The organism is Enterobacter pseudoroggenkampii (genome assembly GCF_026420145.1).
GTDB classification, from domain to species: Bacteria; Pseudomonadota; Gammaproteobacteria; order Enterobacterales; family Enterobacteriaceae; genus Enterobacter; species Enterobacter pseudoroggenkampii.
Window position 1 is genome coordinate 167,487 of record NZ_JAPMLV010000007.1, and the last position, 22,416, is coordinate 189,902.

A 22,416-nucleotide genomic window follows, 5' to 3' on the forward strand; every position below is an offset into this window, starting at 1 on the left:
AATACAATGGCAGTTGTTAAATGTAAACCGACATCTCCGGGTCGTCGCCACGTAGTTAAAGTGGTTAACCCTGAGCTGCACAAGGGCAAACCTTTTGCTCCGTTGCTGGAAAAAAACAGCAAATCCGGTGGTCGTAACAACAATGGCCGTATCACCACTCGTCACATCGGTGGTGGCCACAAGCAGGCTTATCGTATTGTTGACTTCAAACGCAACAAAGACGGTATCCCAGCAGTTGTTGAACGTCTTGAGTACGATCCGAACCGTTCCGCGAACATCGCGCTGGTTCTGTACAAAGACGGCGAACGCCGTTACATCCTGGCCCCTAAAGGCCTGAAAGCTGGCGACCAGATTCAGTCTGGCGTTGATGCTGCAATCAAAGCAGGCAACACCCTGCCGATGCGCAATATCCCGGTTGGTTCTACCGTTCATAACGTAGAAATGAAACCAGGTAAAGGCGGTCAGCTGGCACGTTCCGCTGGTACTTACGTTCAGATCGTTGCGCGTGATGGTGCTTATGTCACCCTGCGTCTGCGTTCTGGTGAAATGCGTAAAGTCGAAGCAGACTGCCGCGCTACTCTGGGCGAAGTTGGCAATGCTGAGCATATGCTGCGCGTTCTGGGTAAAGCAGGTGCTGCACGCTGGCGTGGTGTTCGTCCTACCGTTCGCGGTACTGCGATGAACCCAGTCGACCACCCACATGGTGGTGGTGAAGGTCGTAACTTTGGTAAGCACCCGGTAACTCCGTGGGGCGTTCAGACCAAAGGTAAGAAGACCCGCAGCAACAAGCGTACTGATAAATTTATCGTACGTCGCCGTAGCAAATAATTTTAGAGGATAAGCCATGCCACGTTCTCTCAAGAAAGGTCCTTTTATTGACCTGCACTTGCTGAAGAAGGTAGAGAAAGCGGTGGAAAGCGGAGACAAGAAGCCCCTGCGCACTTGGTCCCGTCGTTCAACGATCTTTCCTAACATGATCGGTTTGACCATCGCTGTCCATAATGGTCGTCAGCACGTTCCAGTCTTTGTTACCGACGAAATGGTTGGTCACAAACTGGGTGAATTCGCACCGACTCGTACTTATCGCGGCCACGCTGCTGATAAAAAAGCGAAGAAGAAATAAGGTAGGAGGAAGAGATGGAAACTTTAGCTCAACATCGCCATGCTCGTTCTTCTGCTCAGAAGGTTCGCCTTGTTGCTGACCTGATTCGCGGTAAGAAAGTGTCGCAGGCCCTGGACATCCTGACCTATACCAACAAGAAAGCTGCGGTATTGGTCAAGAAAGTACTGGAATCTGCCATTGCTAACGCTGAACACAACGATGGCGCTGACATCGACGATCTGAAAGTCGCGAAAATTTTCGTAGATGAAGGCCCAAGCATGAAGCGCATTATGCCGCGTGCGAAAGGTCGTGCAGATCGCATCCTGAAGCGCACCAGCCACATTACTGTGGTTGTGTCCGATCGCTGAGACTCTGGAGACTAGCAATGGGTCAGAAAGTACATCCTAATGGTATTCGCCTGGGTATTGTAAAACCATGGAACTCTACCTGGTTTGCGAACACCAAAGAATTCGCTGACAACCTGGACAGCGATTTTAAAGTACGTCAGTACCTGACTAAGGAACTGGCTAAAGCGTCTGTATCTCGTATCGTTATCGAGCGTCCAGCTAAGAGCATCCGTGTGACTATTCACACTGCTCGCCCTGGCATCGTTATCGGTAAGAAAGGCGAAGACGTAGAAAAACTGCGCAAGGTCGTAGCGGATATCGCTGGCGTTCCTGCACAGATCAATATCGCTGAAGTTCGTAAGCCTGAACTGGACGCTAAATTGGTTGCTGACAGCATCACTTCTCAGCTGGAACGTCGCGTTATGTTCCGTCGTGCTATGAAGCGTGCTGTACAGAACGCAATGCGTCTGGGCGCTAAAGGTATCAAAGTTGAAGTTAGCGGCCGTCTGGGCGGCGCGGAAATCGCACGTACCGAATGGTACCGTGAAGGTCGCGTACCGCTGCACACTCTGCGTGCTGACATCGACTACAACACCTCTGAAGCGCACACCACTTACGGTGTAATCGGCGTTAAGGTATGGATCTTCAAAGGTGAGATCCTGGGTGGTATGGCTGCTGTTGAACAACCGGAAAAACCGGCTGCTCAACCTAAAAAGCAGCAGCGTAAAGGCCGTAAATAAGGAGCGTCGCTGATGTTACAACCAAAGCGTACAAAATTCCGTAAAGTGCACAAAGGCCGCAACCGTGGTCTGGCGCAGGGTACGGATGTTAGCTTCGGCACTTTCGGTCTGAAAGCTGTTGGCCGTGGTCGTCTGACTGCACGTCAGATCGAAGCAGCACGTCGTGCAATGACCCGTGCAGTTAAGCGTCAAGGTAAGATCTGGATCCGTGTATTCCCGGACAAACCGATCACCGAGAAGCCGCTGGAAGTTCGTATGGGTAAAGGTAAAGGTAACGTGGAGTACTGGGTTGCCTTGATCCAACCGGGCAAAGTCCTTTATGAAATGGACGGTGTTCCGGAAGAGCTGGCCCGTGAAGCCTTCGGCCTGGCAGCAGCGAAACTGCCTATCAAAACCACCTTTGTAACTAAGACGGTGATGTAATGAAAGCAAAAGAGCTGCGTGAAAAAAGCGTTGAAGAGCTGAACGCTGAGCTGCTGAACCTGCTGCGTGAGCAGTTCAACCTGCGTATGCAGGCTGCAAGTGGCCAGCTGCAACAGACTCACCTGCTGAAGCAAGTGCGTCGCAATGTTGCACGCGTTAAGACTTTACTGACTCAGAAGGCGGGTGCGTAATGACCGATAAAATCCGTACTCTGCAAGGTCGTGTTGTTAGCGACAAAATGGAGAAATCCATTGTTGTAGCTATCGAACGTATTGTGAAACACCCGATCTACGGTAAATTCATCAAGCGTACGACCAAACTGCACGTACATGACGAGAACAACGAATGTGGTATCGGCGACAAGGTTGAAATCCGTGAATGCCGTCCACTGTCCAAGACTAAGTCCTGGACGCTGGTTCGCGTTGTAGAGAAAGCGGTTCTGTAATACAGTACGCCTTCTCAATACGAATAAACGGCTCAGCGATGAGCCGTTTATTTTTTCTACCCATATTGCAGAAGCGGTGTTATAATGCCGCGCCCTCGATATGGGGCTTTTTAACGGCTCTGATTTTAGAGTCTCAGGTAGTAGTTGACATTAGCGGAGCACTAAAATGATCCAAGAACAGACTATGCTGAACGTCGCCGACAACTCCGGTGCACGTCGCGTAATGTGTATCAAGGTTCTGGGTGGCTCGCACCGTCGCTACGCAGGCGTAGGCGACATCATCAAGATCACCATCAAGGAAGCAATTCCACGTGGTAAGGTCAAAAAAGGTGATGTGCTGAAGGCGGTAGTGGTGCGCACCAAGAAGGGTGTTCGTCGCCCTGACGGTTCTGTCATTCGCTTCGATGGTAATGCATGCGTTATTTTAAACAATAACAGCGAGCAGCCTATCGGCACGCGTATCTTTGGGCCGGTAACTCGTGAACTTCGTACTGAGAAGTTCATGAAAATTATCTCTCTGGCACCAGAAGTACTCTAAGGAGCGAATCATGGCAGCGAAAATCCGTCGTGATGACGAAGTTATCGTGTTAACCGGTAAAGATAAAGGTAAACGCGGTAAAGTAAAAAATGTTCTGTCTTCCGGCAAACTTGTCGTTGAAGGTATCAACCTGGTTAAGAAACATCAGAAGCCGGTTCCGGCCCTGAACCAACCAGGCGGCATCGTTGAAAAAGAAGCTGCTATTCAGGTTTCTAACGTTGCAATCTTCAATGCGGCTACCGGCAAGGCTGACCGTGTAGGCTTTAGATTCGAAGACGGCAAAAAAGTCCGTTTCTTCAAGTCTAACAGCGAAACTATCAAGTAATTTGGAGTAGTACGATGGCGAAACTGCATGATTACTACAAAGACGAAGTAGTTAACAAACTCATGACTGAGTTTAACTACAATTCTGTCATGCAAGTCCCTCGGGTCGAGAAGATCACCCTGAACATGGGTGTTGGTGAAGCGATCGCTGACAAGAAACTGCTGGATAACGCAGCAGCTGACCTGACAGCAATCTCCGGTCAAAAACCGCTGATCACCAAAGCACGCAAATCTGTTGCAGGCTTCAAAATCCGTCAGGGCTATCCGATCGGCTGTAAAGTAACTCTGCGTGGCGAACGCATGTGGGAGTTCTTTGAGCGCCTGATCACTATTGCTGTTCCACGTATCCGTGACTTCCGTGGCTTGTCTGCTAAGTCTTTCGACGGTCGTGGTAACTACAGCATGGGTGTCCGTGAGCAGATCATCTTCCCAGAAATCGACTACGATAAAGTCGACCGCGTGCGTGGTTTGGATATTACCATTACCACTACTGCGAAATCTGACGAAGAAGGCCGTGCTCTGCTGGCTGCCTTTGACTTCCCGTTCCGCAAGTAAGGTAGGGTTACTGAATGGCTAAGCAATCAATGAAAGCACGCGAAGTAAAGCGCGTAGCTTTAGCTGATAAATTCTTCGCTAAACGCGCTGAACTGAAAGCGATCATTTCTGATGTGAACGCTTCCGACGAAGATCGTTGGAATGCGGTTCTCAAGCTGCAGTCTCTGCCGCGTGATTCCAGCCCGTCTCGTCAGCGTAACCGCTGTCGTCAAACAGGTCGTCCACATGGTTATGTGGGCAAGTTTGGGTTGAGCCGTATCAAACTGCGTGAAGCCGCTATGCGCGGTGAAGTGCCAGGCTTGAAAAAGGCTAGCTGGTAATTACCAATTGAATCACGGGAGTAAAGACAGATGAGCATGCAAGATCCGATCGCGGATATGCTGACCCGTATCCGTAACGGTCAGGCCGCGAACAAAGTTGCGGTCACCATGCCTTCCGCCAAGCTGAAAGTGGCAATTGCCAACGTGCTGAAGGAAGAAGGTTTTATCGAAGATTTTAAAGTTGAAGGCGACACCAAGCCGGAACTGGAACTTACTCTCAAGTATTTCCAGGGTAAAGCTGTTGTAGAAAGCATTCAGCGTGTCAGCCGCCCAGGCCTGCGCATCTATAAGAAAAAAGATGAGCTGCCAAAAGTTATGGCTGGTCTTGGTATCGCAGTTGTTTCTACCTCTAAAGGTGTTATGACTGATCGTGCAGCGCGCCAGGCTGGTCTTGGTGGCGAAATTATCTGCTACGTAGCCTAATCGGAGGAAAGAATGTCTCGTGTTGCTAAAGCACCGGTCGTTATTCCTGCCGGCGTTGATGTAAAAATCGACGGTCAGGTTATTACGATCAAAGGTAAAAACGGCGAGCTGACTCGTACCCTCAACAAAGCTGTTGAAGTTAAACATGCAGATAACGCTCTGACCTTCGGTCCACGTGATGGTTTCGTGGATGGTTGGGCTCAGGCTGGTACCGCGCGTGCCCTGCTGAACTCAATGGTTGTTGGTGTTACCGAAGGCTTCACTAAAAAGCTTCAGCTGGTTGGTGTAGGTTATCGTGCAGCTATCAAAGGGAATGCAGTAGGCCTGTCTCTGGGCTTCTCACACCCTGTTGAGCATCCGCTGCCGGCCGGTATCACTGCAGAATGTCCGACTCAAACTGAAATCGTGCTGAAAGGCGCTGATAAACAGCTGATCGGTCAGGTTGCAGCAGATCTGCGCGCCTACCGTCGTCCTGAGCCTTACAAAGGCAAGGGTGTTCGTTACGCCGACGAAGTCGTGCGTACCAAAGAGGCTAAGAAGAAGTAAGGTAACACTATGGATAAGAAATCTGCTCGTATCCGTCGTGCGACCCGCGCACGCCGCAAGCTCAAAGAGCTGGGTGCAACTCGCCTGGTGGTACATCGTACCCCGCGTCATATTTACGCACAGGTAATTGCACCGAACGGTTCTGAAGTTCTGGTAGCTGCTTCTACTGTAGAAAAAGCTATCTCAGAACAATTGAAGTACACCGGTAACAAAGACGCCGCTGCAGCTGTAGGTAAAGCTGTTGCTGAACGCGCTCTGGAAAAAGGCATCAGCAATGTTTCCTTTGACCGTTCCGGGTTCCAATATCATGGTCGTGTCCAGGCACTGGCAGATGCTGCCCGTGAAGCTGGCCTTCAGTTCTAAGGTAGAGGTGTAAGATGGCTCACATCGAAAAACAGGCTGGCGAACTGCAGGAAAAGCTGATCGCGGTAAACCGCGTATCTAAAACCGTTAAAGGTGGTCGTATTTTCTCCTTCACAGCTCTGACTGTAGTAGGCGATGGTAACGGTCGCGTTGGTTTTGGTTACGGTAAAGCGCGTGAAGTTCCAGCAGCGATCCAGAAAGCGATGGAAAAAGCCCGTCGCAACATGATTAACGTCGCGCTGAACAACGGCACCCTGCAGCACCCAGTTAAAGGTGTTCACACGGGTTCTCGTGTATTCATGCAGCCAGCTTCAGAAGGTACCGGTATCATCGCCGGTGGTGCAATGCGCGCCGTTCTGGAAGTTGCTGGGGTTCATAACGTTCTGGCTAAAGCATATGGTTCCACCAACCCGATCAACGTGGTTCGTGCAACTATTGATGGCTTGGAAAATATGAATTCTCCAGAAATGGTCGCTGCCAAGCGTGGTAAATCCGTTGAAGAAATTCTGGGGTAATTGACCATGGCAAAGACTATTAAAATCACTCAAACCCGCAGTGCAATCGGTCGTCTGCCGAAACACAAGGCAACGCTGCTTGGCCTGGGTCTGCGTCGTATTGGTCATACCGTTGAGCGCGAGGATACTCCTGCTGTTCGTGGTATGGTCAACGCGGTTTACTTCATGGTTAAAGTTGAGGAGTAAGAGATGCGTTTAAATACTCTGTCTCCGGCCGAAGGCTCTAAAAAGGCGGGTAAACGCCTGGGTCGTGGTATCGGTTCTGGCCTCGGCAAAACCGGTGGTCGTGGTCACAAAGGTCAGAACTCTCGTTCTGGCGGTGGCGTACGTCGCGGTTTCGAGGGTGGCCAGATGCCACTGTACCGTCGTCTGCCGAAGTTCGGCTTCACCTCTCGCAAAGCAGCGATCACAGCGGAAATCCGTCTGTCTGACCTGGCGAAAGTTGAAGGCGGCGTTGTAGACCTGAACACGCTGAAAGCAGCAAACATTATCGGTATCCAGATCGAGTTCGCGAAAGTGATCCTGGCTGGTGAAGTTTCTACTCCGGTAACTGTTCGTGGCCTGCGTGTTACTAAAGGTGCTCGTGCTGCTATCGAAGCTGCTGGCGGTAAAATTGAGGAATAAGTAGCAGATGGCTAAGCAACCGGGATTAGATTTTCAAAGTGCCAAAGGTGGATTTGGCGAGCTGAAACGCAGACTGCTGTTTGTTATCGGCGCGCTGATTGTGTTCCGTATTGGCTCTTTTATTCCGATCCCTGGTATCGATGCCGCTGTACTTGCCAAACTGCTTGAGCAACAGCGAGGCACCATCATTGAAATGTTCAACATGTTCTCTGGTGGTGCTCTCAGCCGTGCTTCTATCTTCGCATTGGGTATTATGCCGTACATTTCGGCATCTATTATTATCCAGCTGCTGACGGTCGTTCATCCGGCCCTGGCAGAGTTGAAGAAAGAAGGGGAGTCTGGACGTCGTAAGATTAGTCAGTACACCCGTTACGGTACTCTGGTGCTGGCAATATTCCAGTCGATCGGTATTGCTACCGGTCTGCCGAATATGCCTGGTATGCAGGGCCTGGTGTTAAACCCGGGCTTTGCATTCTACTTCACCGCTGTTGTAAGTCTGGTCACAGGGACTATGTTCCTGATGTGGCTCGGCGAACAGATTACTGAGCGTGGTATCGGTAACGGTATCTCAATCATTATCTTCGCCGGTATTGTTGCGGGCCTCCCGCCAGCCATCGCCCATACTATTGAGCAAGCGCGTCAAGGCGACCTGCACTTCCTCCTGTTGCTGTTGGTTGCAGTATTAGTATTTGCAGTGACGTTCTTTGTTGTCTTCGTTGAACGTGGTCAACGCCGCATTGTGGTGAACTACGCTAAACGTCAGCAGGGTCGTCGTGTCTATGCTGCACAGAGCACACATTTACCGCTGAAAGTGAACATGGCGGGGGTTATCCCGGCTATCTTCGCTTCCAGTATTATTCTGTTCCCGGCGACCATCGCGTCATGGTTCGGGGGCGGTACTGGTTGGAACTGGCTGACAACAATTTCGCTGTATTTGCAGCCTGGGCAACCACTTTATGTGTTACTCTATGCGTCTGCGATCATCTTCTTCTGTTTCTTCTACACGGCGTTGGTCTTCAACCCGCGTGAAACAGCAGATAACCTGAAGAAGTCCGGTGCATTTGTACCAGGAATTCGTCCGGGAGAGCAAACGGCGAAGTATATCGATAAAGTAATGACTCGCCTGACTTTGGTTGGTGCGCTTTATATTACTTTTATCTGCCTGATCCCGGAGTTCATGCGTGATGCAATGAAAGTACCGTTCTACTTCGGTGGGACCTCACTGCTTATCGTTGTTGTCGTGATTATGGACTTTATGGCTCAAGTGCAAACTCTGATGATGTCCAGTCAGTACGAGTCTGCATTGAAGAAGGCGAACCTGAAAGGCTACGGCCGCTAAATGGTCGCCTGAGAAGTTACGGAGAGTAAAAATGAAAGTTCGTGCTTCCGTCAAGAAATTATGCCGTAACTGCAAAATCGTTAAGCGTGATGGTGTCATCCGTGTGATTTGCAGTGCCGAGCCGAAGCATAAACAGCGCCAAGGCTGATTATTTCGCATATTTTTCTTGCAAAGTTGGGTTGAGCTGGCTAGATTAGCCAGCCAATCTTTTGTATGTCTGTACGTTTCCATTTGAGTATCCTGAAAACGGGCTTTTCAGCATGGTGCGTACATATTAAATAGTAGGAGTGCATAGTGGCCCGTATAGCAGGCATTAACATTCCTGATCAGAAACATGCTGTGATCGCATTAACTTCGATCTACGGCGTCGGCAAGACCCGTTCTAAAGCCATTCTGGCTGCAGCGGGTATCGCTGAAGATGTTAAGATCAGTGAGCTGTCTGAAGAACAAATCGACACGCTGCGTGACGAAGTTGCCAAATTTGTCGTTGAAGGTGATCTGCGCCGTGAAATCAGCATGAGCATCAAGCGCCTGATGGATCTTGGTTGCTATCGCGGTTTGCGTCATCGTCGTGGTCTGCCAGTGCGCGGTCAGCGTACTAAGACCAACGCACGTACCCGTAAGGGTCCGCGCAAACCGATCAAGAAATAATCGGGGTGATTGAATAATGGCAAAGGCACCAGTTCGTGCACGTAAACGTGTAAGAAAACAAGTCTCTGACGGCGTGGCTCATATCCATGCTTCTTTCAACAACACCATCGTTACTATTACTGATCGTCAGGGTAACGCATTGGGTTGGGCAACAGCCGGTGGTTCCGGTTTCCGTGGTTCTCGCAAATCCACTCCGTTCGCAGCTCAGGTTGCAGCAGAGCGTTGCGCAGAAGCCGTAAAAGAATACGGCATCAAGAATCTGGAAGTTATGGTTAAAGGTCCGGGTCCGGGTCGTGAATCTACTGTTCGCGCTCTGAACGCCGCTGGTTTCCGCATCACGAATATTACTGATGTGACTCCGATCCCTCATAACGGTTGTCGTCCGCCGAAAAAACGTCGCGTATAACGCTCCGTTTTTTAGGTTAGTTGGAGATAGAAAATGGCAAGATATTTGGGTCCTAAGCTCAAGCTGAGCCGTCGTGAGGGCACCGACTTATTCCTTAAGTCTGGCGTTCGCGCGATCGATACCAAGTGTAAAATTGAACAAGCTCCTGGCCAGCACGGTGCGCGTAAACCGCGTCTGTCTGACTATGGTGTGCAGTTGCGTGAAAAGCAAAAAGTTCGCCGTATGTACGGTGTGCTGGAGCGTCAGTTCCGTAACTACTATAAAGAAGCAGCACGTCTGAAAGGCAACACAGGTGAAAACCTGCTCGCTCTGCTGGAAGGTCGTCTGGACAACGTTGTATACCGTATGGGCTTCGGCGCTACTCGTGCTGAATCACGTCAGCTGGTTAGCCACAAAGCAATCATGGTAAACGGTCGTGTTGTTAACATCGCTTCTTATCAGGTTAAAGCGAATGACGTTGTTAGCATTCGTGAGAAAGCGAAAAAGCAATCTCGCGTGAAGGCCGCTCTGGAGCTGGCTGAGCAGCGTGAAAAGCCAACCTGGCTGGAAGTTGATGCTGGCAAGATGGAAGGTACGTTCAAGCGTCAGCCAGAACGTTCTGATCTGTCTGCGGACATTAACGAACACCTGATCGTCGAGCTTTACTCCAAGTAAAGCTTAGTACCAAAGAGAGGACACAATGCAGGGTTCTGTGACAGAGTTTCTAAAACCGCGCCTGGTAGATATCGAGCAAGTGAGTTCGACGCACGCCAAGGTGACCCTTGAGCCTTTAGAGCGTGGCTTTGGCCATACTCTGGGTAACGCACTGCGCCGTATTCTGCTCTCATCGATGCCGGGTTGCGCGGTGACCGAGGTTGAGATTGATGGTGTACTTCATGAGTACAGCACCAAAGAAGGCGTTCAGGAAGATATCCTTGAAATCCTGCTCAACCTGAAAGGGCTGGCGGTGAGAGTTCAGGGTAAAGATGAAGTTATTCTTACTCTGAATAAATCTGGCATTGGCCCTGTGACTGCAGCCGACATCACCCACGACGGTGATGTTGAAATCGTCAAGCCGCAGCACGTGATCTGCCACCTGACCGATGAGAACGCAGCTATTAGCATGCGTATCAAAGTTCAGCGCGGTCGTGGTTATGTGCCGGCTTCTGCCCGAATTCATTCGGAAGAAGATGAGCGCCCAATCGGCCGTCTGCTGGTCGACGCATGCTATAGCCCTGTAGAGCGTATTGCCTACAATGTTGAAGCAGCGCGTGTAGAACAGCGTACCGACCTGGACAAGCTGGTCATCGAAATGGAAACCAACGGCACAATCGATCCTGAAGAGGCGATTCGTCGTGCGGCAACCATCCTGGCAGAACAACTGGAAGCTTTCGTTGACTTACGTGATGTACGTCAGCCGGAAGTGAAAGAAGAGAAACCAGAATTCGATCCGATCCTGCTGCGCCCTGTTGACGATCTCGAATTGACTGTCCGCTCTGCTAACTGCCTCAAGGCAGAAGCTATCCACTATATCGGTGATCTGGTACAGCGTACCGAGGTTGAGTTGCTGAAAACGCCGAACCTGGGTAAAAAATCTCTTACTGAGATTAAAGACGTGCTGGCTTCACGTGGTCTGTCTCTGGGCATGCGCCTGGAAAACTGGCCACCGGCAAGCATTGCTGACGAGTAACCGGATCACAGGTTAAGGTTTTACTGAGAAGGATAAGGTCATGCGCCATCGTAAGAGTGGTCGTCAACTGAACCGCAACAGCAGCCATCGCCAGGCTATGTTCCGCAACATGGCAGGTTCACTGGTTCGTCATGAGATCATCAAGACGACCCTGCCTAAAGCGAAAGAGCTGCGTCGCGTAGTTGAGCCGCTGATTACTCTTGCCAAGACTGACAGCGTTGCTAATCGTCGTCTGGCATTCGCCCGTACTCGTGATAACGAGATCGTGGCAAAACTGTTTAACGAACTGGGCCCGCGTTTCGCGAGCCGTGCCGGTGGTTACACTCGCATTCTGAAGTGTGGTTTCCGTGCAGGCGACAACGCGCCGATGGCTTACATCGAGCTGGTTGATCGTTCAGAGAAAGCAGAAGCTGCTGCAGAGTAATCTGTAGTAACGTAAAAAAACCCGCTCCGGCGGGTTTTTTTATATCCGCGATATCCCCACTTCTCTACAATGTCTGTATCAATTCTGTTCATTCCCTGGAGCTGGTAATGTGGTTGCTCGACCAGTGGGCAGAACGCCATATTCGCGATGCCCAAAATAAAGGTGAATTCGACGATCTCCCGGGAAGCGGCGAACCCCTTGTGCTTGACGATGATTCGCACATTGCGCCTGAACTGCGAGCTGGATACCGTTTACTGAAAAACGCGGGCTGTCTCCCTCCGGAGCTCGAACAGCGCAGAGAGGCTGTTGAACTGGCCGATCTTCTCAACGGTATCCGTCAGGACGATCCGCGACATTCTGAACTGAGCCGCCGTCTCGCCCTGCTTGAACTCAAGCTGCGCCAGGCTGGGATGAACACTGATTTTCTGCGCGGTGAATACGGTGAAAGATTGATGCAGAGAATAAACGAGGAGTAGTTATGTACCGTATTGGTGAACTTGCGAAGCTTGCGAACGTTACGCCGGATACCATCCGTTATTACGAAAAGCAGCAGATGATCGATCATGAAGTTCGTACAGAAGGAGGCTTTCGCCTTTATACCGATAACGATCTGCAGCGCCTGCGATTTATTCGTTATGCGCGTCAGCTCGGCTTCACGCTGGATTCGATCCGCGAGTTATTATCGATCCGCATCGATCCGGAACATCACACCTGCCAGGAATCTAAAAGCATTGTGCAGGCCCGGCTGGATGAAGTTGAAGCACGCATCCAGGAGCTGCAAACCATGCAGCGCTCTCTGCAAAGGCTGAATGATGCCTGCTGCGGGACGGCCCACAGCAGTATTTATTGTTCCATACTGGAAGCCCTTGAACAGGGGGCCAGTGGAGAAACCGAGGGCTGTTGATTTTTAGTCCATCCGGATCTAGACTCCCTTCGTCATAAACCATGCTCAGGAGAATTTATGAGCCGCTATCAGCACACGAAAGGACAGATAAAAGACAATGCCATTGAGGCGTTACTTCACGACCCGTTATTCAGGCAGCGCGTTGAGAAGAATAAAAAAGGGAAAGGAAGTTATCTGCGTAAAGACAAACATGAAAAACGGGGTAACTGGGAGGCCAGTGGCAAGCAAGCGAATCGCTTATTTACCACTGGCCTTTCTGCTTTAAACTTTCGATTAAACGCGGTTATTCTGTTCTTTTAACAGATCGCGGATCTCACTCAGCAGCACTTCTTCTTTCGTTGGTGCAGGTGCAGCAGCCGGCTCTTCTTTTTTACGGTTGAGCCTGTTGATCAGCTTGATAGCCATAAAAATGGCAAACGCGACAATCACAAAATCAAATACGTTCTGAATAAATACGCCGTAGTGCATTACTACTGCCGGAACATCACCCTGCGCTTCACGCAGTGTGAAAGCGAATTGTTTGAAATCAATGCCCCCGATTAACAACCCTAATGGTGGCATGATAATGTCGGCCACTAATGATGAAACAATCTTGCCGAATGCTGCACCAATAATGACACCCACTGCCAAATCCACCACGTTCCCGCGCATCGCAAATTCGCGAAATTCTTTAATAAAACTCATTGTTCTCTCCTTGTGCCAGCTGACGAGTATAAGTTTAACAAATGATTAGCCAATTGCCATTCGGGATAATTAAACGTTATGAAAAATAAAAGGCACAGAAATGAAAAGGATAAAGTGCGGGTGCTCTTTCTCGAGCACCCTACTTTTTAAAGGAAGAATGGACTTGGCTGGAATAAACGTTCGACATCGGTAATAAACTTTTTATCCGTAAGGAACATAATAACGTGATCGCCTTGCTCAATACGTAAATTGTCATTGGCAATCATGACGTCATTTCCGCGCACAACGGCGCCGATGATCGTGCCTGGCGGCAGCTTAATTTCGTCGATCGACCGGCCCACGACGCGTGATGTGGTTTCATCTCCATGCGCCACGGCTTCAATGGCTTCCGCTACGCCGCGGCGGAGCGATGACACACCGACAATATCCGCTTTACGAACATGGCTCAGGAGCGCGGAAATTGTCGCCTGCTGCGGCGAAATGGCAATATCAATAACGCTACCCTGGACCAGATCGACATACGCCTTGCGCTGGATAAGCACCATGACCTTCTTTGCACCCATACGCTTGGCGAGCATGGCGGACATTATATTCGCCTCGTCGTCGTTGGTGACGGCAATAAAAAGATCAACTTGATCAATATGCTCTTCAGCCAGCAACTCCTGATCAGACGCATCGCCATAAAATACGATCGTATTTTGCAGTTTTTCCGCCAGTTCAGCAGCACGCTGCTGATCGCGCTCGATCAATTTTACGCTGTAATCTTTTTCTAACCGATGTGCCAGGCCTGCACCGATATTGCCGCCGCCGACCAGCATAATGCGTTTATAGGGTTTTTCGAGACGCTGAAGTTCACTCATTACGGCACGAATATGCTGTGAGGCCGCAATAAAGAAGACCTCATCACCTGCTTCGACAATCGTGGAGCCTTGCGGGCGGATTGGCCTGTCGTGACGGAAAATGGCTGCGACGCGCGTATCGATATGCGGCATGTGCTCGCGCATGGTAGAAAGCGCATTGCCGATCAATGGTCCACCGTAATAAGCCTTAACCACTGCCAGACTCACTTTACCCTCGGCAAAGTTCACCACCTGCAGGGCGCCCGGATATTCGATCAGGCGATAGATATTGTCGATAACCAGCTGTTCCGGCGCGATGAGATGGTCAATAGGGACCGCTTCGGAATTAAACAGTTTCTCAGCATCGCGAACATAGTCCGGAGAGCGAATGCGCGCGATTCGGTTTGGCGTGTTGAAAAGCGAGTAGGCCACCTGACAGGCCACCATATTGGTTTCGTCAGAACTGGTTACCGCAACCAGCATGTCGGCATCGTCGGCACCCGCCTCACGAAGAACCCGTGGGTGAGAACCATGACCCTGCACCACGCGCAGGTCAAACTTGTCCTGTAAGACACGCAGACGATCGCCGTTGGTATCGACTATGGTGATGTCGTTGTTTTCGCCCACCAGGTTTTCCGCCAGCGTTCCGCCAACCTGTCCTGCACCCAGAATGATAATCTTCATATCTCGTGACCTGTTCTCAACATCACTCTTTGATTAGCTTAGCGTAAAAGAAGCCATCACCCTCTTCGGCACCCGGCAGGTTCTGCAGACCCGGGGATTCAGGCGTTCCCGTATCGCGCAGCGCGGCGTCCGGGGTACGTTTAAGGAAGGCCGCGATTTGCTGGCTGTTTTCTTCCGGCAGTACGGAGCAGGTTGCATAGACCAGCGTTCCGCCAGGTTTGAGATGCGGCCAGATGGCGTCGAGAATGTCGGACTGCAGCTGGGCAAGTTCGTTAATATCACGATCGCGACGCAGCCACTTGATGTCCGGATGACGACGAATAACGCCGGTTGCAGAGCAGGGAGCATCCAGCAAAATGCGATCGAATTGCGTTTCACTACACCATTCTGCGGGTTTGCGTCCATCGCCTTGCTTAACCTGAGCCTTCATGCCCAGACGCTTGAGGTTGTCGTAGACGCGTGAAAGACGCTGTTCATCGACGTCCACCGCCATCACGCTGGCCTGCGGAGCCACTTCAAGAATATGCGTTGTTTTGCCCCCTGGTGCGGCGCAGAGATCGAGGATCTGCTCACCGTTTTGGGGTTCAAGCCAGGTCATGCAACCCTGGGCAGAAGCATCCTGTACCGTTACCCAACCCTCTTCGAAACCCGGTAGTGCATGTACCGGAGCGGGGGAGGCTAAACGTACGGCATCAGGGTATGCAGCGTGAGTGAAACCACTCATTCCAGCTTCTTCGAGTAATGCCAGCCATGCGTCACGGGTGTGGTGATTACGATTCACGCGTAACCACATTGGCGGACGCTGGTTGTTGGCATCGGCAATGTCCTGCCACCGCTGCGGATAAGCTTTTTTCAGCCGCTTCAACAGCCAGTCCGGATGCAGGAAGCGTGCTTCGTTTTGGGCAAATTCAGCCAGAAGCTCATCCTGCTGTCGTTGGAACTGACGCAGTACACCGTTGATCAGCCCTTTCAGCTGAGGGCGTTTAATCGCAACGGCACCTTCCACCGTCTCAGCCAGCGCGGCATGAGGTGGGATGCGGGTATGAAGAAGCTGATAAAAACCCACCATAATCAAATAGTGTACTGTGCGCTGCTTGCCTGTCATTGGGCGTGACATCAGCTTGTTAATCAACCACTCAAGCTGAGAAAGCGTGCGCAGAACGCCAAAGCAGAGCTCCTGAAGCAGGGCTTTGTCTTTATCAGAGACTTTTTGCTGCAGGGGAGGCAGGACGTTACTTAATGACTGGCCCTGCTCGATAACCTGCTCAACGGCCTGAGCCGCCATACTGCGTAGATTTTGTTTTTTCATAACCGTAAAAATAAAAATGCCCGGAAACACCGGGCCTTAAGAATAAATTTGCTCAGGCAAGACGCTTGCCCGGAATAAACCATTCGCGACGGGAATTTAACAGATCCTGAGCGCTCATGGCCTTCTTACCGGCCGGTTGTAGCGATTCAAGATTCAGGATCCCTTGCGCAGTCGCCACCTGGATCCCGTTCTTGTTGGCGTCAACAATCGTACCGGGTTCAGCCGTGGTAGTACCGCTAATGACGGAGGCTTTCCAGACTTTCACTGGCTGCTCATCAATCTCCATCCAGCTCATTGGCCACGGATTAAAAGCGCGGATGCAGCGTTCAAGTTGAGCGGCCGACAGGGACCAGTCGATCCGCGCTTCTTCTTTGCTCAGTTTTTCGGCATACGTCACCAGCGCGTCATCCTGAACTTCCGGTTTTGCCGTATTGTCAGCAAGCTGCTGAAGCGTCTCGATAAGGCCTTGTGGGCCAAGGTCTGCCAGTTTGTCATACAGCGTGGCGCTGGTATCGTCTGGCGTAATGGGGCAGGCCAGTTTATACAGCATGTCGCCGGTGTCTAAACCTACGTCCATCTTCATGATGGTCACGCCCGTTTCGGCATCACCCGCCCACAGCGAGCGCTGGATAGGTGCTGCACCACGCCAGCGTGGGAGCAGAGACCCATGCACGTTGATACAACCCAGGCGCGGCATATCAAGCACAGCTTTTGGCAGAATTAAACCGTAAGCCACCACCACCATTACGTCGGCATTCAGGTCAGCAACCAGCTGCTGATTTTCCTGCGGGCGCAGCGATGCAGGCTGAAAAACAGGAAGCCCATGCTCTTCTGCCAGCACCTTGACCGGGCTCGGCATCAGTTTTTTGCCGCGGCCTGCAGGACGGTCCGGCTGGGTAAAGACGCCAACAACCTGGTGACCAGACGATAGCAGCGCGTCAAGGTGACGCGCTGCAAAATCAGGGGTTCCCGCGAAGATAATACGTAGTGTTTTAGACACGATGATCCTTGTATCCGGGGGGACGTTATGCGCGAGAACGCAAACGATCCAGTTTCTCTACTTTCTGACGAATACGCTGCTGTTTCAGCGGCGAGAGATAATCGATAAACAGTTTACCGACCAGATGATCCATCTCATGCTGAATACAAATCGCCAGCAGGTCGTCTGCTTCCAGTTCGAACGGATTACCGTCACGATCCAGGGCGCGAATTTTCACTTTTTCAGCACGCGGCACTAACGCACGCTGTTCAGGAATAGACAGACAGCCTTCCTCGATACCGGTTTCGCCACTCTTTTCGAGCAACTCAGGGTTAATCAGCACCAGACGGCCATCGCGATTTTCAGAAACATCAATCACGATAATACGCTTGTGAATGTCCACCTGCGTCGCCGCCAGGCCAATGCCTTCTTCGGCGTACATGGTATCGAACATATCATCAACGATACGCTGGATTTCTGCATTCACTTCTTTGACCGGTTCAGCGACGATGCGAAGGCGCTCGTCCGGAATATGTAACACTTGCAAAACTGCCATAAATTTCCAGAGTCGTGTTCAGGAGTTGATAAGAATACTACCTCTATTCTAGACAAATCCCCCATCGATTGACAGCATCAGTGACCAATCGCAATGATTGCGGAGGCCGCTTATGGCAGGGGAAAGGATGACGCCAATCGAGATATGGCTACGGCTTATGCACACAGGTTCTCTGTGTGGTGATGTCATGGTGGAAGCGGCTGCACGACTGCAGAGGCAGGAAGGCATCGACATGCTTGCCTTAAGAAATGCTGGACTGACAGCAAAGCAGGCTGAACGATTCTTTGCGTTCAATGAGAGTGAGCTGGAACGTAGCCTGAAATGGCTTGAGCAGCCGGGACATCATTTATTAACGGCCAATCATTCCCTTTATCCCCCTCTACTCCGCACGATCCCTGACTATCCCGGGGCATTATTCATAAAAGGTAACCCTGAGACGCTTAAAACTGTTCAGCTGGCGGTGGTAGGCAGTCGTGCGCCGTCATGGTACGGCGAGCGATGGGGGAAAATCCTGTGCGAACAACTTTCACAAAGTGGTTTCACGATTACCAGCGGGCTGGCCTGTGGTATTGATGGCGTTGCCCACGGCGCGGCGCTGTCAGTTAAAGGACGAACTGTCGCGGTGCTGGGGAATGGTCTTTTTAGCATTTATCCACGCCGACATCAGGCATTGGCGATGCGGCTTATTGAGTCTGACGGCGCGATAGTGTCTGAATTTCCGCTTTCCGCACAGCCCAGACCGGCAAACTTTCCGCGTCGTAATCGCATTATTAGCGGGCTTAGCAAAGGTGTGCTGGTGGTTGAAGCCGCGCTGCGAAGCGGTTCACTGGTCACGGCGCGATGCGCGCTGGAACAGGGACGAGAAGTCTTCGCCTTGCCTGGTCCGATAGGCAACCCCGGATGCGAGGGGCCCCACTGGCTGATTAAGCAAGGGGCAACACCGGTAACGGAAGTAGGGGATATTCTTGAAAATTTGCAATATGGGCTGCAATGGCTGCAGGAAGATCCCGAAAAGCGACAATATTCATCAGATCAGGGAAAGGTGGCATTGCCATTTCCCAAGCTCCTGGCTAACGTAGGAGATGAGGTAACACCTGTTGACGTTGTCGCTGAACGTGCCGGCCAACCTGTGCCAGTAACGGTAGCACAGCTACTCGAACTGGAGTTAGCAGGGTGGATCGCAGCTGTACCCGGCGGCTATGTCCGATTAAGGAGGGCATGCCATGTTCGACGTACTGATGTATTTGTTTGAGACTTACATCCATAACGAAGCAGAAATGCGAGTGGATCAGGACAAATTGACACAGGATCTTACCGATGCGGGGTTTGAGCGGGAAGATATCTATAATGCGTTGATGTGGCTGGAAAAACTGGCTGATTATCAGGAAGGCCTCGCCGAACCGATGCAGCTTGCTTCTGACCCATTGTCAGTACGCATTTATACCGCAGAAGAGTGTGAAAGGCTGGACGCCAGCTGCCGGGGGTTCATCTTATTCCTTGAGCAGATTCAGGTGCTGAACCTCGAAACGAGAGAAATGGTGATAGAGCGCGTCATGGCGCTGGATACAGCAGAATTTGAACTGGAAGATCTCAAGTGGGTGATCCTGATGGTTCTGTTTAATATCCCGGGCTGTGAAAATGCCTATCAACAAATGGAAGAATTACTCTTTGAAGTGAATGAAGGTATGCTGCACTAATTCAATGTGCAGCACCAAGAGTTGTTATGGCCAAATCAGCACTATTCACGGTGCATAAAAACGAGCCCTGCCCGCAGTGCGGGGCTGAACTTGTTATTCGGTCCGGGAAACACGGCCCGTTTCTCGGTTGTTCACACTATCCGGAATGTGATTTTGTCCGTCCCCTGAAAAGCCAGGCGGATGGACATATCGTTAAAATTCTGGAGGGGCAGTCTTGTCCACTCTGCGGTGGTGAATTAGCCCTTCGGCAGGGGCGTTTCGGCATGTTTATTGGATGTAGTCGCTACCCGGAATGCGAGCATACGGAACAAATTGATAAGCCTGATGAAACGGCAATTGCCTGCCCTCAGTGTCAGCGCGGTCAGCTGGTACAGCGCCGCTCCCGTTATGGTAAGACCTTCCATTCGTGCGATCGCTATCCTGAATGCCAGTTCGTTATCAATTTTAAACCGGTAGCGGGAACCTGCCCTCATTGCAATTATCCCCTACTCATAGAGAAGAAAACCGCGCAAGGCATGAAACGCTTCTGCGCCAGTAAACAATGTGGAAAGCCGGTAACGGCGGATCAATATAGTGAATAATAACCTGCCATCAGGCTCCATTGCGCATGCAGTGGACGTACTGAAAAATGAAGAAGTCATCGCCTATCCAACTGAAGCTGTTTTTGGGGTCGGTTGCGATCCTGACAGCGAGACGGCCGTGAGCCGCCTGCTTGCCTTAAAACAAAGACCCGTCGAGAAAGGGCTGATTTTGATCGCTGCGAATTACGAGCAGCTTAAACCCTATATAGATGACTCCATGCTGACGCCGGCGCAGCGCGAGACGATCTTCTCCGCGTGGCCTGGACCGGTGACCTTCGTCTTCCCTGCGCAGCCGACAACGCCGCGCTGGTTAACCGGACGCTTTGATTCCCTCGCCGTTCGCGTCACTGACCATCCGCTGGTGGTTGAGCTTTGTCTGGCGTTTGGTAAACCGCTGGTCTCAACCAGCGCCAACCTGACCGGATTGCCACCTTGTCGGACAACCGAAGAAGTGCTGGCGCAGTTCGGGAATGACTTCCCTGTTGCTGTCGGTGAAACGGGAGGGCGTCTGAATCCGTCTGAAATTCGCGACGCTTTAACCGGCGAACGTTTTCGCCAGGGGTAATCTCATGGAAACCTATGCTGTTTTTGGTAATCCGATTGCACACAGCAAATCACCGTTGATTCATCAGCAATTTGCGAAGCAGCTGCAGATAAATCATCCATATGGTCGCGTACTGGCACCGGTGGATGCATTTATTCCAACGCTGGAGGCTTTTTTCGCCGCGGGCGGTAAAGGTGCGAATGTGACGGTCCCGTTTAAAGAAGAAGCCTTCGAACGTGCGGATGAGCTGACCGAGCGCGCTTCACTGGCTGGTGCAGTCAATACTCTAAAACGGCTTGAGGATGGTCGCCTTTTGGGGGATAACACCGACGGAATTGGTTTACTTAGCGATCTGGAACGACTTTCATTTATTAAGCCCGGGTTCCGGGTCCTGCTGATTGGTGCGGGCGGCGCATCGCGGGGAGTACTGTTGCCTCTGCTTTCACTGGACTGTGCGGTGACCATTACCAACAGAACCTTTTCCCGTGCAGAAGCGCTGGCGGCGTTGTTTGCGCATACCGGTAGCGTGAGCGCGGTAGCGCTTGACGATCTTGCCGATCGTGAGTTCGATCTTGTCATCAATGCCACGTCCAGCGGCATCAACGGTGAGATCCCGGCAATCCCCGCTTCTCTGGTCAGCGCGCATATGTACTTCTATGACATGTTTTATCAGAAAGGGGAGACGCCTTTCCTTAACTGGTGTGAACAACACGGCGCGAAACAGTTAGCCGATGGACTGGGAATGCTGGTGGGTCAGGCTGCGCATGCGGTGCTGCTCTGGCACGGCGTGTTGCCTGCGGTCGAACCTGTCATTGAAAAGTTAAAGCAGGAACTTTCGGCGTGAACCAGGCTATTCATTTCCCGGACAGAGAGAGCTGGGATGAGAGTAAACAAGCGGTTTGTTTTCCGGTGCTGGTGCAGGGTATGCAACTTACTTGTGCCATTCATGGGGAAACGCTGCTGCGTCGTTTTGGCGGTTCAAACCCGATAGCGGTATTTTGCGAAAATCGCTGGGATCTGGAAGAGGAAGCCAGCGATTTAATCCGCGAACAGCAGGAAGACGATCAGGGCTGGGTTTGGTTGTCCTGATCCAGATACTCATTCTTCCACGTAACGTAGTTGTTCGCTGAGTATTTTAACCCTTCGATCTCTGCCTCCTTCAGGGGGCGGATCTGTTTTACCGGGCTTCCTAGATAGAGATAGCCGCTCTCCAGCCGTTTGTTCTGCGGGACCAGGCTACCGGCACCAATCATTACGTCATCTTCTACTATGACGCCATCCAGCAAAATCGACCCCATGCCAACAAGGACGCGATTTCCGATCGTGCAGCCGTGAAGCATCACTTTATGGCCGACGGTAACCTCTTCTCCAATGATGAGGGGATTGCCCTCCGGGTTATAGGAGGATTTGTGCGTGACATGCAGAACGCTACCGTCCTGAATGTTGGTACGTGCACCAATCGACACATAGTTAACATCACCCCTGATGGCGACGAGCGGCCAGATGCTGACATCATCGGCCATTCGGACATCACCAATCACCACGCTGCTGGCATCGATCATCACGCGATCGCCTTTTTGGGGGAACAGATCTTTATAAGGACGTAATACTGCGGGCATATCTACCTCTAACAATGGGCGCTATACAGAAGACTTTGATCATATTTTGGGATCGAGGCAAGGCAAAATACGTCAATATTTAAGCAGATCGGGCGGGATTTCAGCGAAAAGCGCGGAAAATCAGCAGTCGGAAAAAAAGATCTAAAAAATACTTGTGCTAAAAAATGGGATCCCTATAATGCGCCTCCATCGACACGGCGGATGTGAATCACTTCACAAACAACCCGGTCGGTTGAAGAGAAAAAATCCTGAAATAACGGGTTGAC

General features: G+C 51.2%; 39 protein-coding genes. 33 read left to right on the forward strand and 6 right to left on the reverse strand.

What is annotated here, in order from left to right; translation table 11 throughout:
• Positions 1-6 precede the first annotated feature (6 nt).
• The 27 genes from rplB to OTG14_RS21455 all read left to right on the forward strand — a co-directional run bounded on the left by rplB (position 7) and on the right by OTG14_RS21455 (position 12,958).
• Positions 7-828, forward strand: coding sequence for a 50S ribosomal protein L2 (gene rplB / locus OTG14_RS21325; protein ID WP_000301859.1), 822 nt, complete (start codon positions 7-9; stop codon positions 826-828).
• Between the two features lie 16 nt (positions 829-844).
• The gene (rpsS, locus tag OTG14_RS21330; protein ID WP_001138117.1) at positions 845-1,123 is read left to right on the forward strand and encodes a 30S ribosomal protein S19; all 279 of its coding nucleotides are present in this window, start codon (positions 845-847) and stop codon (positions 1,121-1,123) included.
• 14 nt (positions 1,124-1,137) lie between these two features.
• Positions 1,138-1,470 carry a 50S ribosomal protein L22 gene (gene rplV, locus OTG14_RS21335; RefSeq protein WP_002919773.1) on the forward strand — a complete coding sequence of 111 codons (333 nt, stop codon included), beginning with the start codon at positions 1,138-1,140 and terminating at the stop codon, positions 1,468-1,470.
• Between the two features lie 17 nt (positions 1,471-1,487).
• Positions 1,488-2,189 (forward strand): 30S ribosomal protein S3, encoded by a 702-nt coding sequence (rpsC, locus tag OTG14_RS21340; RefSeq protein WP_000529945.1) that lies wholly within the window; start codon positions 1,488-1,490, stop codon positions 2,187-2,189.
• A 12-nt stretch (positions 2,190-2,201) separates the two neighbouring features.
• Positions 2,202-2,612, forward strand: coding sequence for a 50S ribosomal protein L16 (gene rplP / locus OTG14_RS21345; protein WP_002919759.1), 411 nt, complete (start codon positions 2,202-2,204; stop codon positions 2,610-2,612).
• Positions 2,612-2,803, forward strand: a complete 192-nt coding sequence (gene rpmC / locus OTG14_RS21350) for a 50S ribosomal protein L29 (protein ID WP_003863282.1) — start codon at positions 2,612-2,614, stop codon at positions 2,801-2,803. Before rplP ends, rpmC begins: the two co-directional genes overlap by 1 nt.
• Positions 2,803-3,057 carry a 30S ribosomal protein S17 gene (rpsQ, locus tag OTG14_RS21355; RefSeq protein ID WP_008503489.1) on the forward strand — a complete coding sequence of 85 codons (255 nt, stop codon included), beginning with the start codon at positions 2,803-2,805 and terminating at the stop codon, positions 3,055-3,057. The genes rpmC and rpsQ overlap by 1 nt, the downstream gene beginning before the upstream one ends.
• A 166-nt stretch (positions 3,058-3,223) precedes the next feature.
• Entirely contained in the window at positions 3,224-3,595 is a 372-nt protein-coding gene (gene rplN, locus OTG14_RS21360; protein WP_002919748.1) for a 50S ribosomal protein L14, read from the forward strand.
• A 10-nt stretch (positions 3,596-3,605) separates the two neighbouring features.
• Positions 3,606-3,920: a 50S ribosomal protein L24 gene (gene rplX, locus OTG14_RS21365; RefSeq protein ID WP_003863287.1), complete on the forward strand. Its 315-nt coding sequence runs from the start codon at positions 3,606-3,608 to the stop codon at positions 3,918-3,920.
• A 14-nt stretch (positions 3,921-3,934) separates the two neighbouring features.
• On the forward strand, positions 3,935-4,474 hold the full coding sequence (gene rplE / locus OTG14_RS21370) for a 50S ribosomal protein L5 (protein ID WP_001096206.1): 540 nt from the start codon (positions 3,935-3,937) through the stop codon (positions 4,472-4,474).
• A 14-nt stretch (positions 4,475-4,488) separates the two neighbouring features.
• Entirely contained in the window at positions 4,489-4,794 is a 306-nt protein-coding gene (gene rpsN / locus OTG14_RS21375; protein WP_003863291.1) for a 30S ribosomal protein S14, read from the forward strand.
• Positions 4,795-4,824: 30 nt separating this feature from the next.
• Entirely contained in the window at positions 4,825-5,217 is a 393-nt protein-coding gene (gene rpsH, locus OTG14_RS21380; RefSeq protein WP_006178918.1) for a 30S ribosomal protein S8, read from the forward strand.
• Positions 5,218-5,229: 12 nt separating this feature from the next.
• The gene (gene rplF / locus OTG14_RS21385) at positions 5,230-5,763 is read left to right on the forward strand and encodes a 50S ribosomal protein L6 (RefSeq protein WP_003863296.1); all 534 of its coding nucleotides are present in this window, start codon (positions 5,230-5,232) and stop codon (positions 5,761-5,763) included.
• Positions 5,764-5,772: 9 nt separating this feature from the next.
• Complete coding sequence (rplR, locus tag OTG14_RS21390) at positions 5,773-6,126, forward strand: 50S ribosomal protein L18 (protein ID WP_003863297.1); 354 nt, start codon at positions 5,773-5,775, stop codon at positions 6,124-6,126.
• Between the two features lie 14 nt (positions 6,127-6,140).
• Positions 6,141-6,641 (forward strand): 30S ribosomal protein S5, encoded by a 501-nt coding sequence (gene rpsE / locus OTG14_RS21395; RefSeq protein WP_003863299.1) that lies wholly within the window; start codon positions 6,141-6,143, stop codon positions 6,639-6,641.
• A 6-nt stretch (positions 6,642-6,647) separates the two neighbouring features.
• A complete protein-coding gene (gene rpmD, locus OTG14_RS21400) occupies positions 6,648-6,827 on the forward strand; it encodes a 50S ribosomal protein L30 (RefSeq protein WP_003863301.1) in 180 nt (59 codons plus the stop codon).
• 3 nt (positions 6,828-6,830) lie between these two features.
• On the forward strand, positions 6,831-7,265 hold the full coding sequence (gene rplO, locus OTG14_RS21405) for a 50S ribosomal protein L15 (protein ID WP_003863304.1): 435 nt from the start codon (positions 6,831-6,833) through the stop codon (positions 7,263-7,265).
• 7 nt (positions 7,266-7,272) lie between these two features.
• On the forward strand, positions 7,273-8,604 hold the full coding sequence (secY, locus tag OTG14_RS21410) for a preprotein translocase subunit SecY (protein ID WP_003863305.1): 1,332 nt from the start codon (positions 7,273-7,275) through the stop codon (positions 8,602-8,604).
• A 31-nt stretch (positions 8,605-8,635) separates the two neighbouring features.
• Positions 8,636-8,752 (forward strand): 50S ribosomal protein L36, encoded by a 117-nt coding sequence (gene rpmJ, locus OTG14_RS21415; RefSeq protein ID WP_000868187.1) that lies wholly within the window; start codon positions 8,636-8,638, stop codon positions 8,750-8,752.
• Between the two features lie 146 nt (positions 8,753-8,898).
• Positions 8,899-9,255, forward strand: coding sequence for a 30S ribosomal protein S13 (gene rpsM, locus OTG14_RS21420; protein WP_003863308.1), 357 nt, complete (start codon positions 8,899-8,901; stop codon positions 9,253-9,255).
• Positions 9,256-9,271: 16 nt separating this feature from the next.
• The gene (gene rpsK / locus OTG14_RS21425; protein WP_003863312.1) at positions 9,272-9,661 is read left to right on the forward strand and encodes a 30S ribosomal protein S11; all 390 of its coding nucleotides are present in this window, start codon (positions 9,272-9,274) and stop codon (positions 9,659-9,661) included.
• Between the two features lie 33 nt (positions 9,662-9,694).
• Positions 9,695-10,315, forward strand: a complete 621-nt coding sequence (rpsD, locus tag OTG14_RS21430) for a 30S ribosomal protein S4 (protein WP_004868345.1) — start codon at positions 9,695-9,697, stop codon at positions 10,313-10,315.
• Positions 10,316-10,340: 25 nt separating this feature from the next.
• Positions 10,341-11,330, forward strand: coding sequence for a DNA-directed RNA polymerase subunit alpha (locus OTG14_RS21435; RefSeq protein WP_002919219.1), 990 nt, complete (start codon positions 10,341-10,343; stop codon positions 11,328-11,330).
• A gap of 40 nt (positions 11,331-11,370) precedes the next feature.
• Complete coding sequence (gene rplQ / locus OTG14_RS21440; RefSeq protein WP_001216368.1) at positions 11,371-11,754, forward strand: 50S ribosomal protein L17; 384 nt, start codon at positions 11,371-11,373, stop codon at positions 11,752-11,754.
• Positions 11,755-11,861: 107 nt separating this feature from the next.
• On the forward strand, positions 11,862-12,230 hold the full coding sequence (locus tag OTG14_RS21445) for a DnaJ family domain-containing protein (RefSeq protein WP_024909664.1): 369 nt from the start codon (positions 11,862-11,864) through the stop codon (positions 12,228-12,230).
• Between the two features lie 2 nt (positions 12,231-12,232).
• Positions 12,233-12,658: a Zn(2+)-responsive transcriptional regulator gene (gene zntR / locus OTG14_RS21450; protein WP_024909663.1), complete on the forward strand. Its 426-nt coding sequence runs from the start codon at positions 12,233-12,235 to the stop codon at positions 12,656-12,658.
• Positions 12,659-12,715: 57 nt separating this feature from the next.
• Positions 12,716-12,958, forward strand: coding sequence for an alternative ribosome-rescue factor A (locus OTG14_RS21455; protein WP_024909662.1), 243 nt, complete (start codon positions 12,716-12,718; stop codon positions 12,956-12,958).
• Here the strand turns inward: OTG14_RS21455 and mscL are convergent.
• The 5 genes from mscL to def all read right to left on the reverse strand — a co-directional run bounded on the left by mscL (position 12,932) and on the right by def (position 17,709).
• Positions 12,932-13,342: a large-conductance mechanosensitive channel protein MscL gene (gene mscL / locus OTG14_RS21460; RefSeq protein WP_023309449.1), complete on the reverse strand. Its 411-nt coding sequence runs from the start codon at positions 13,340-13,342 to the stop codon at positions 12,932-12,934. The two genes, OTG14_RS21455 and mscL, sit on opposite strands and share 27 nt — an antisense overlap.
• A gap of 146 nt (positions 13,343-13,488) precedes the next feature.
• Positions 13,489-14,865, reverse strand: coding sequence for a Trk system potassium transporter TrkA (trkA, locus tag OTG14_RS21465; RefSeq protein WP_008503482.1), 1,377 nt, complete (start codon positions 14,863-14,865; stop codon positions 13,489-13,491).
• A 22-nt stretch (positions 14,866-14,887) separates the two neighbouring features.
• Positions 14,888-16,174, reverse strand: coding sequence for a 16S rRNA (cytosine(967)-C(5))-methyltransferase RsmB (gene rsmB, locus OTG14_RS21470; protein ID WP_267215717.1), 1,287 nt, complete (start codon positions 16,172-16,174; stop codon positions 14,888-14,890).
• Positions 16,175-16,226: 52 nt separating this feature from the next.
• Positions 16,227-17,174 (reverse strand): methionyl-tRNA formyltransferase, encoded by a 948-nt coding sequence (gene fmt, locus OTG14_RS21475; protein ID WP_032647902.1) that lies wholly within the window; start codon positions 17,172-17,174, stop codon positions 16,227-16,229.
• Between the two features lie 25 nt (positions 17,175-17,199).
• Positions 17,200-17,709, reverse strand: a complete 510-nt coding sequence (gene def, locus OTG14_RS21480) for a peptide deformylase (protein ID WP_008503479.1) — start codon at positions 17,707-17,709, stop codon at positions 17,200-17,202.
• Between the two features lie 127 nt (positions 17,710-17,836).
• On the opposite strand from def, the gene dprA reads away from it, so the two are divergent.
• From dprA to OTG14_RS21510, 6 genes are read left to right on the forward strand one after another with little or no spacing between them, the layout of a single operon-like run.
• Positions 17,837-18,961, forward strand: coding sequence for a DNA-protecting protein DprA (dprA, locus tag OTG14_RS21485; protein ID WP_148769143.1), 1,125 nt, complete (start codon positions 17,837-17,839; stop codon positions 18,959-18,961).
• Positions 18,933-19,406 (forward strand): DUF494 family protein Smg, encoded by a 474-nt coding sequence (smg, locus tag OTG14_RS21490; protein WP_008503477.1) that lies wholly within the window; start codon positions 18,933-18,935, stop codon positions 19,404-19,406. The genes dprA and smg overlap by 29 nt, the downstream gene beginning before the upstream one ends.
• A gap of 26 nt (positions 19,407-19,432) precedes the next feature.
• A complete protein-coding gene (locus OTG14_RS21495; RefSeq protein WP_267215718.1) occupies positions 19,433-19,987 on the forward strand; it encodes a DNA topoisomerase family protein in 555 nt (184 codons plus the stop codon).
• Positions 19,980-20,552, forward strand: coding sequence for an L-threonylcarbamoyladenylate synthase type 1 TsaC (tsaC, locus tag OTG14_RS21500; protein WP_023309444.1), 573 nt, complete (start codon positions 19,980-19,982; stop codon positions 20,550-20,552). Before OTG14_RS21495 ends, tsaC begins: the two co-directional genes overlap by 8 nt.
• Before the next feature lie 4 nt (positions 20,553-20,556).
• Positions 20,557-21,375, forward strand: a complete 819-nt coding sequence (aroE, locus tag OTG14_RS21505) for a shikimate dehydrogenase (protein ID WP_267215719.1) — start codon at positions 20,557-20,559, stop codon at positions 21,373-21,375.
• A complete protein-coding gene (locus OTG14_RS21510) occupies positions 21,372-21,620 on the forward strand; it encodes a DUF1488 family protein (protein WP_023309442.1) in 249 nt (82 codons plus the stop codon). The genes aroE and OTG14_RS21510 overlap by 4 nt, the downstream gene beginning before the upstream one ends.
• On the opposite strand, the gene OTG14_RS21515 is transcribed toward OTG14_RS21510, so the two are convergent.
• Entirely contained in the window at positions 21,596-22,150 is a 555-nt protein-coding gene (locus tag OTG14_RS21515) for a gamma carbonic anhydrase family protein (protein ID WP_024909655.1), read from the reverse strand. The two genes, OTG14_RS21510 and OTG14_RS21515, sit on opposite strands and share 25 nt — an antisense overlap.
• Positions 22,151-22,416 lie beyond the last annotated feature (266 nt).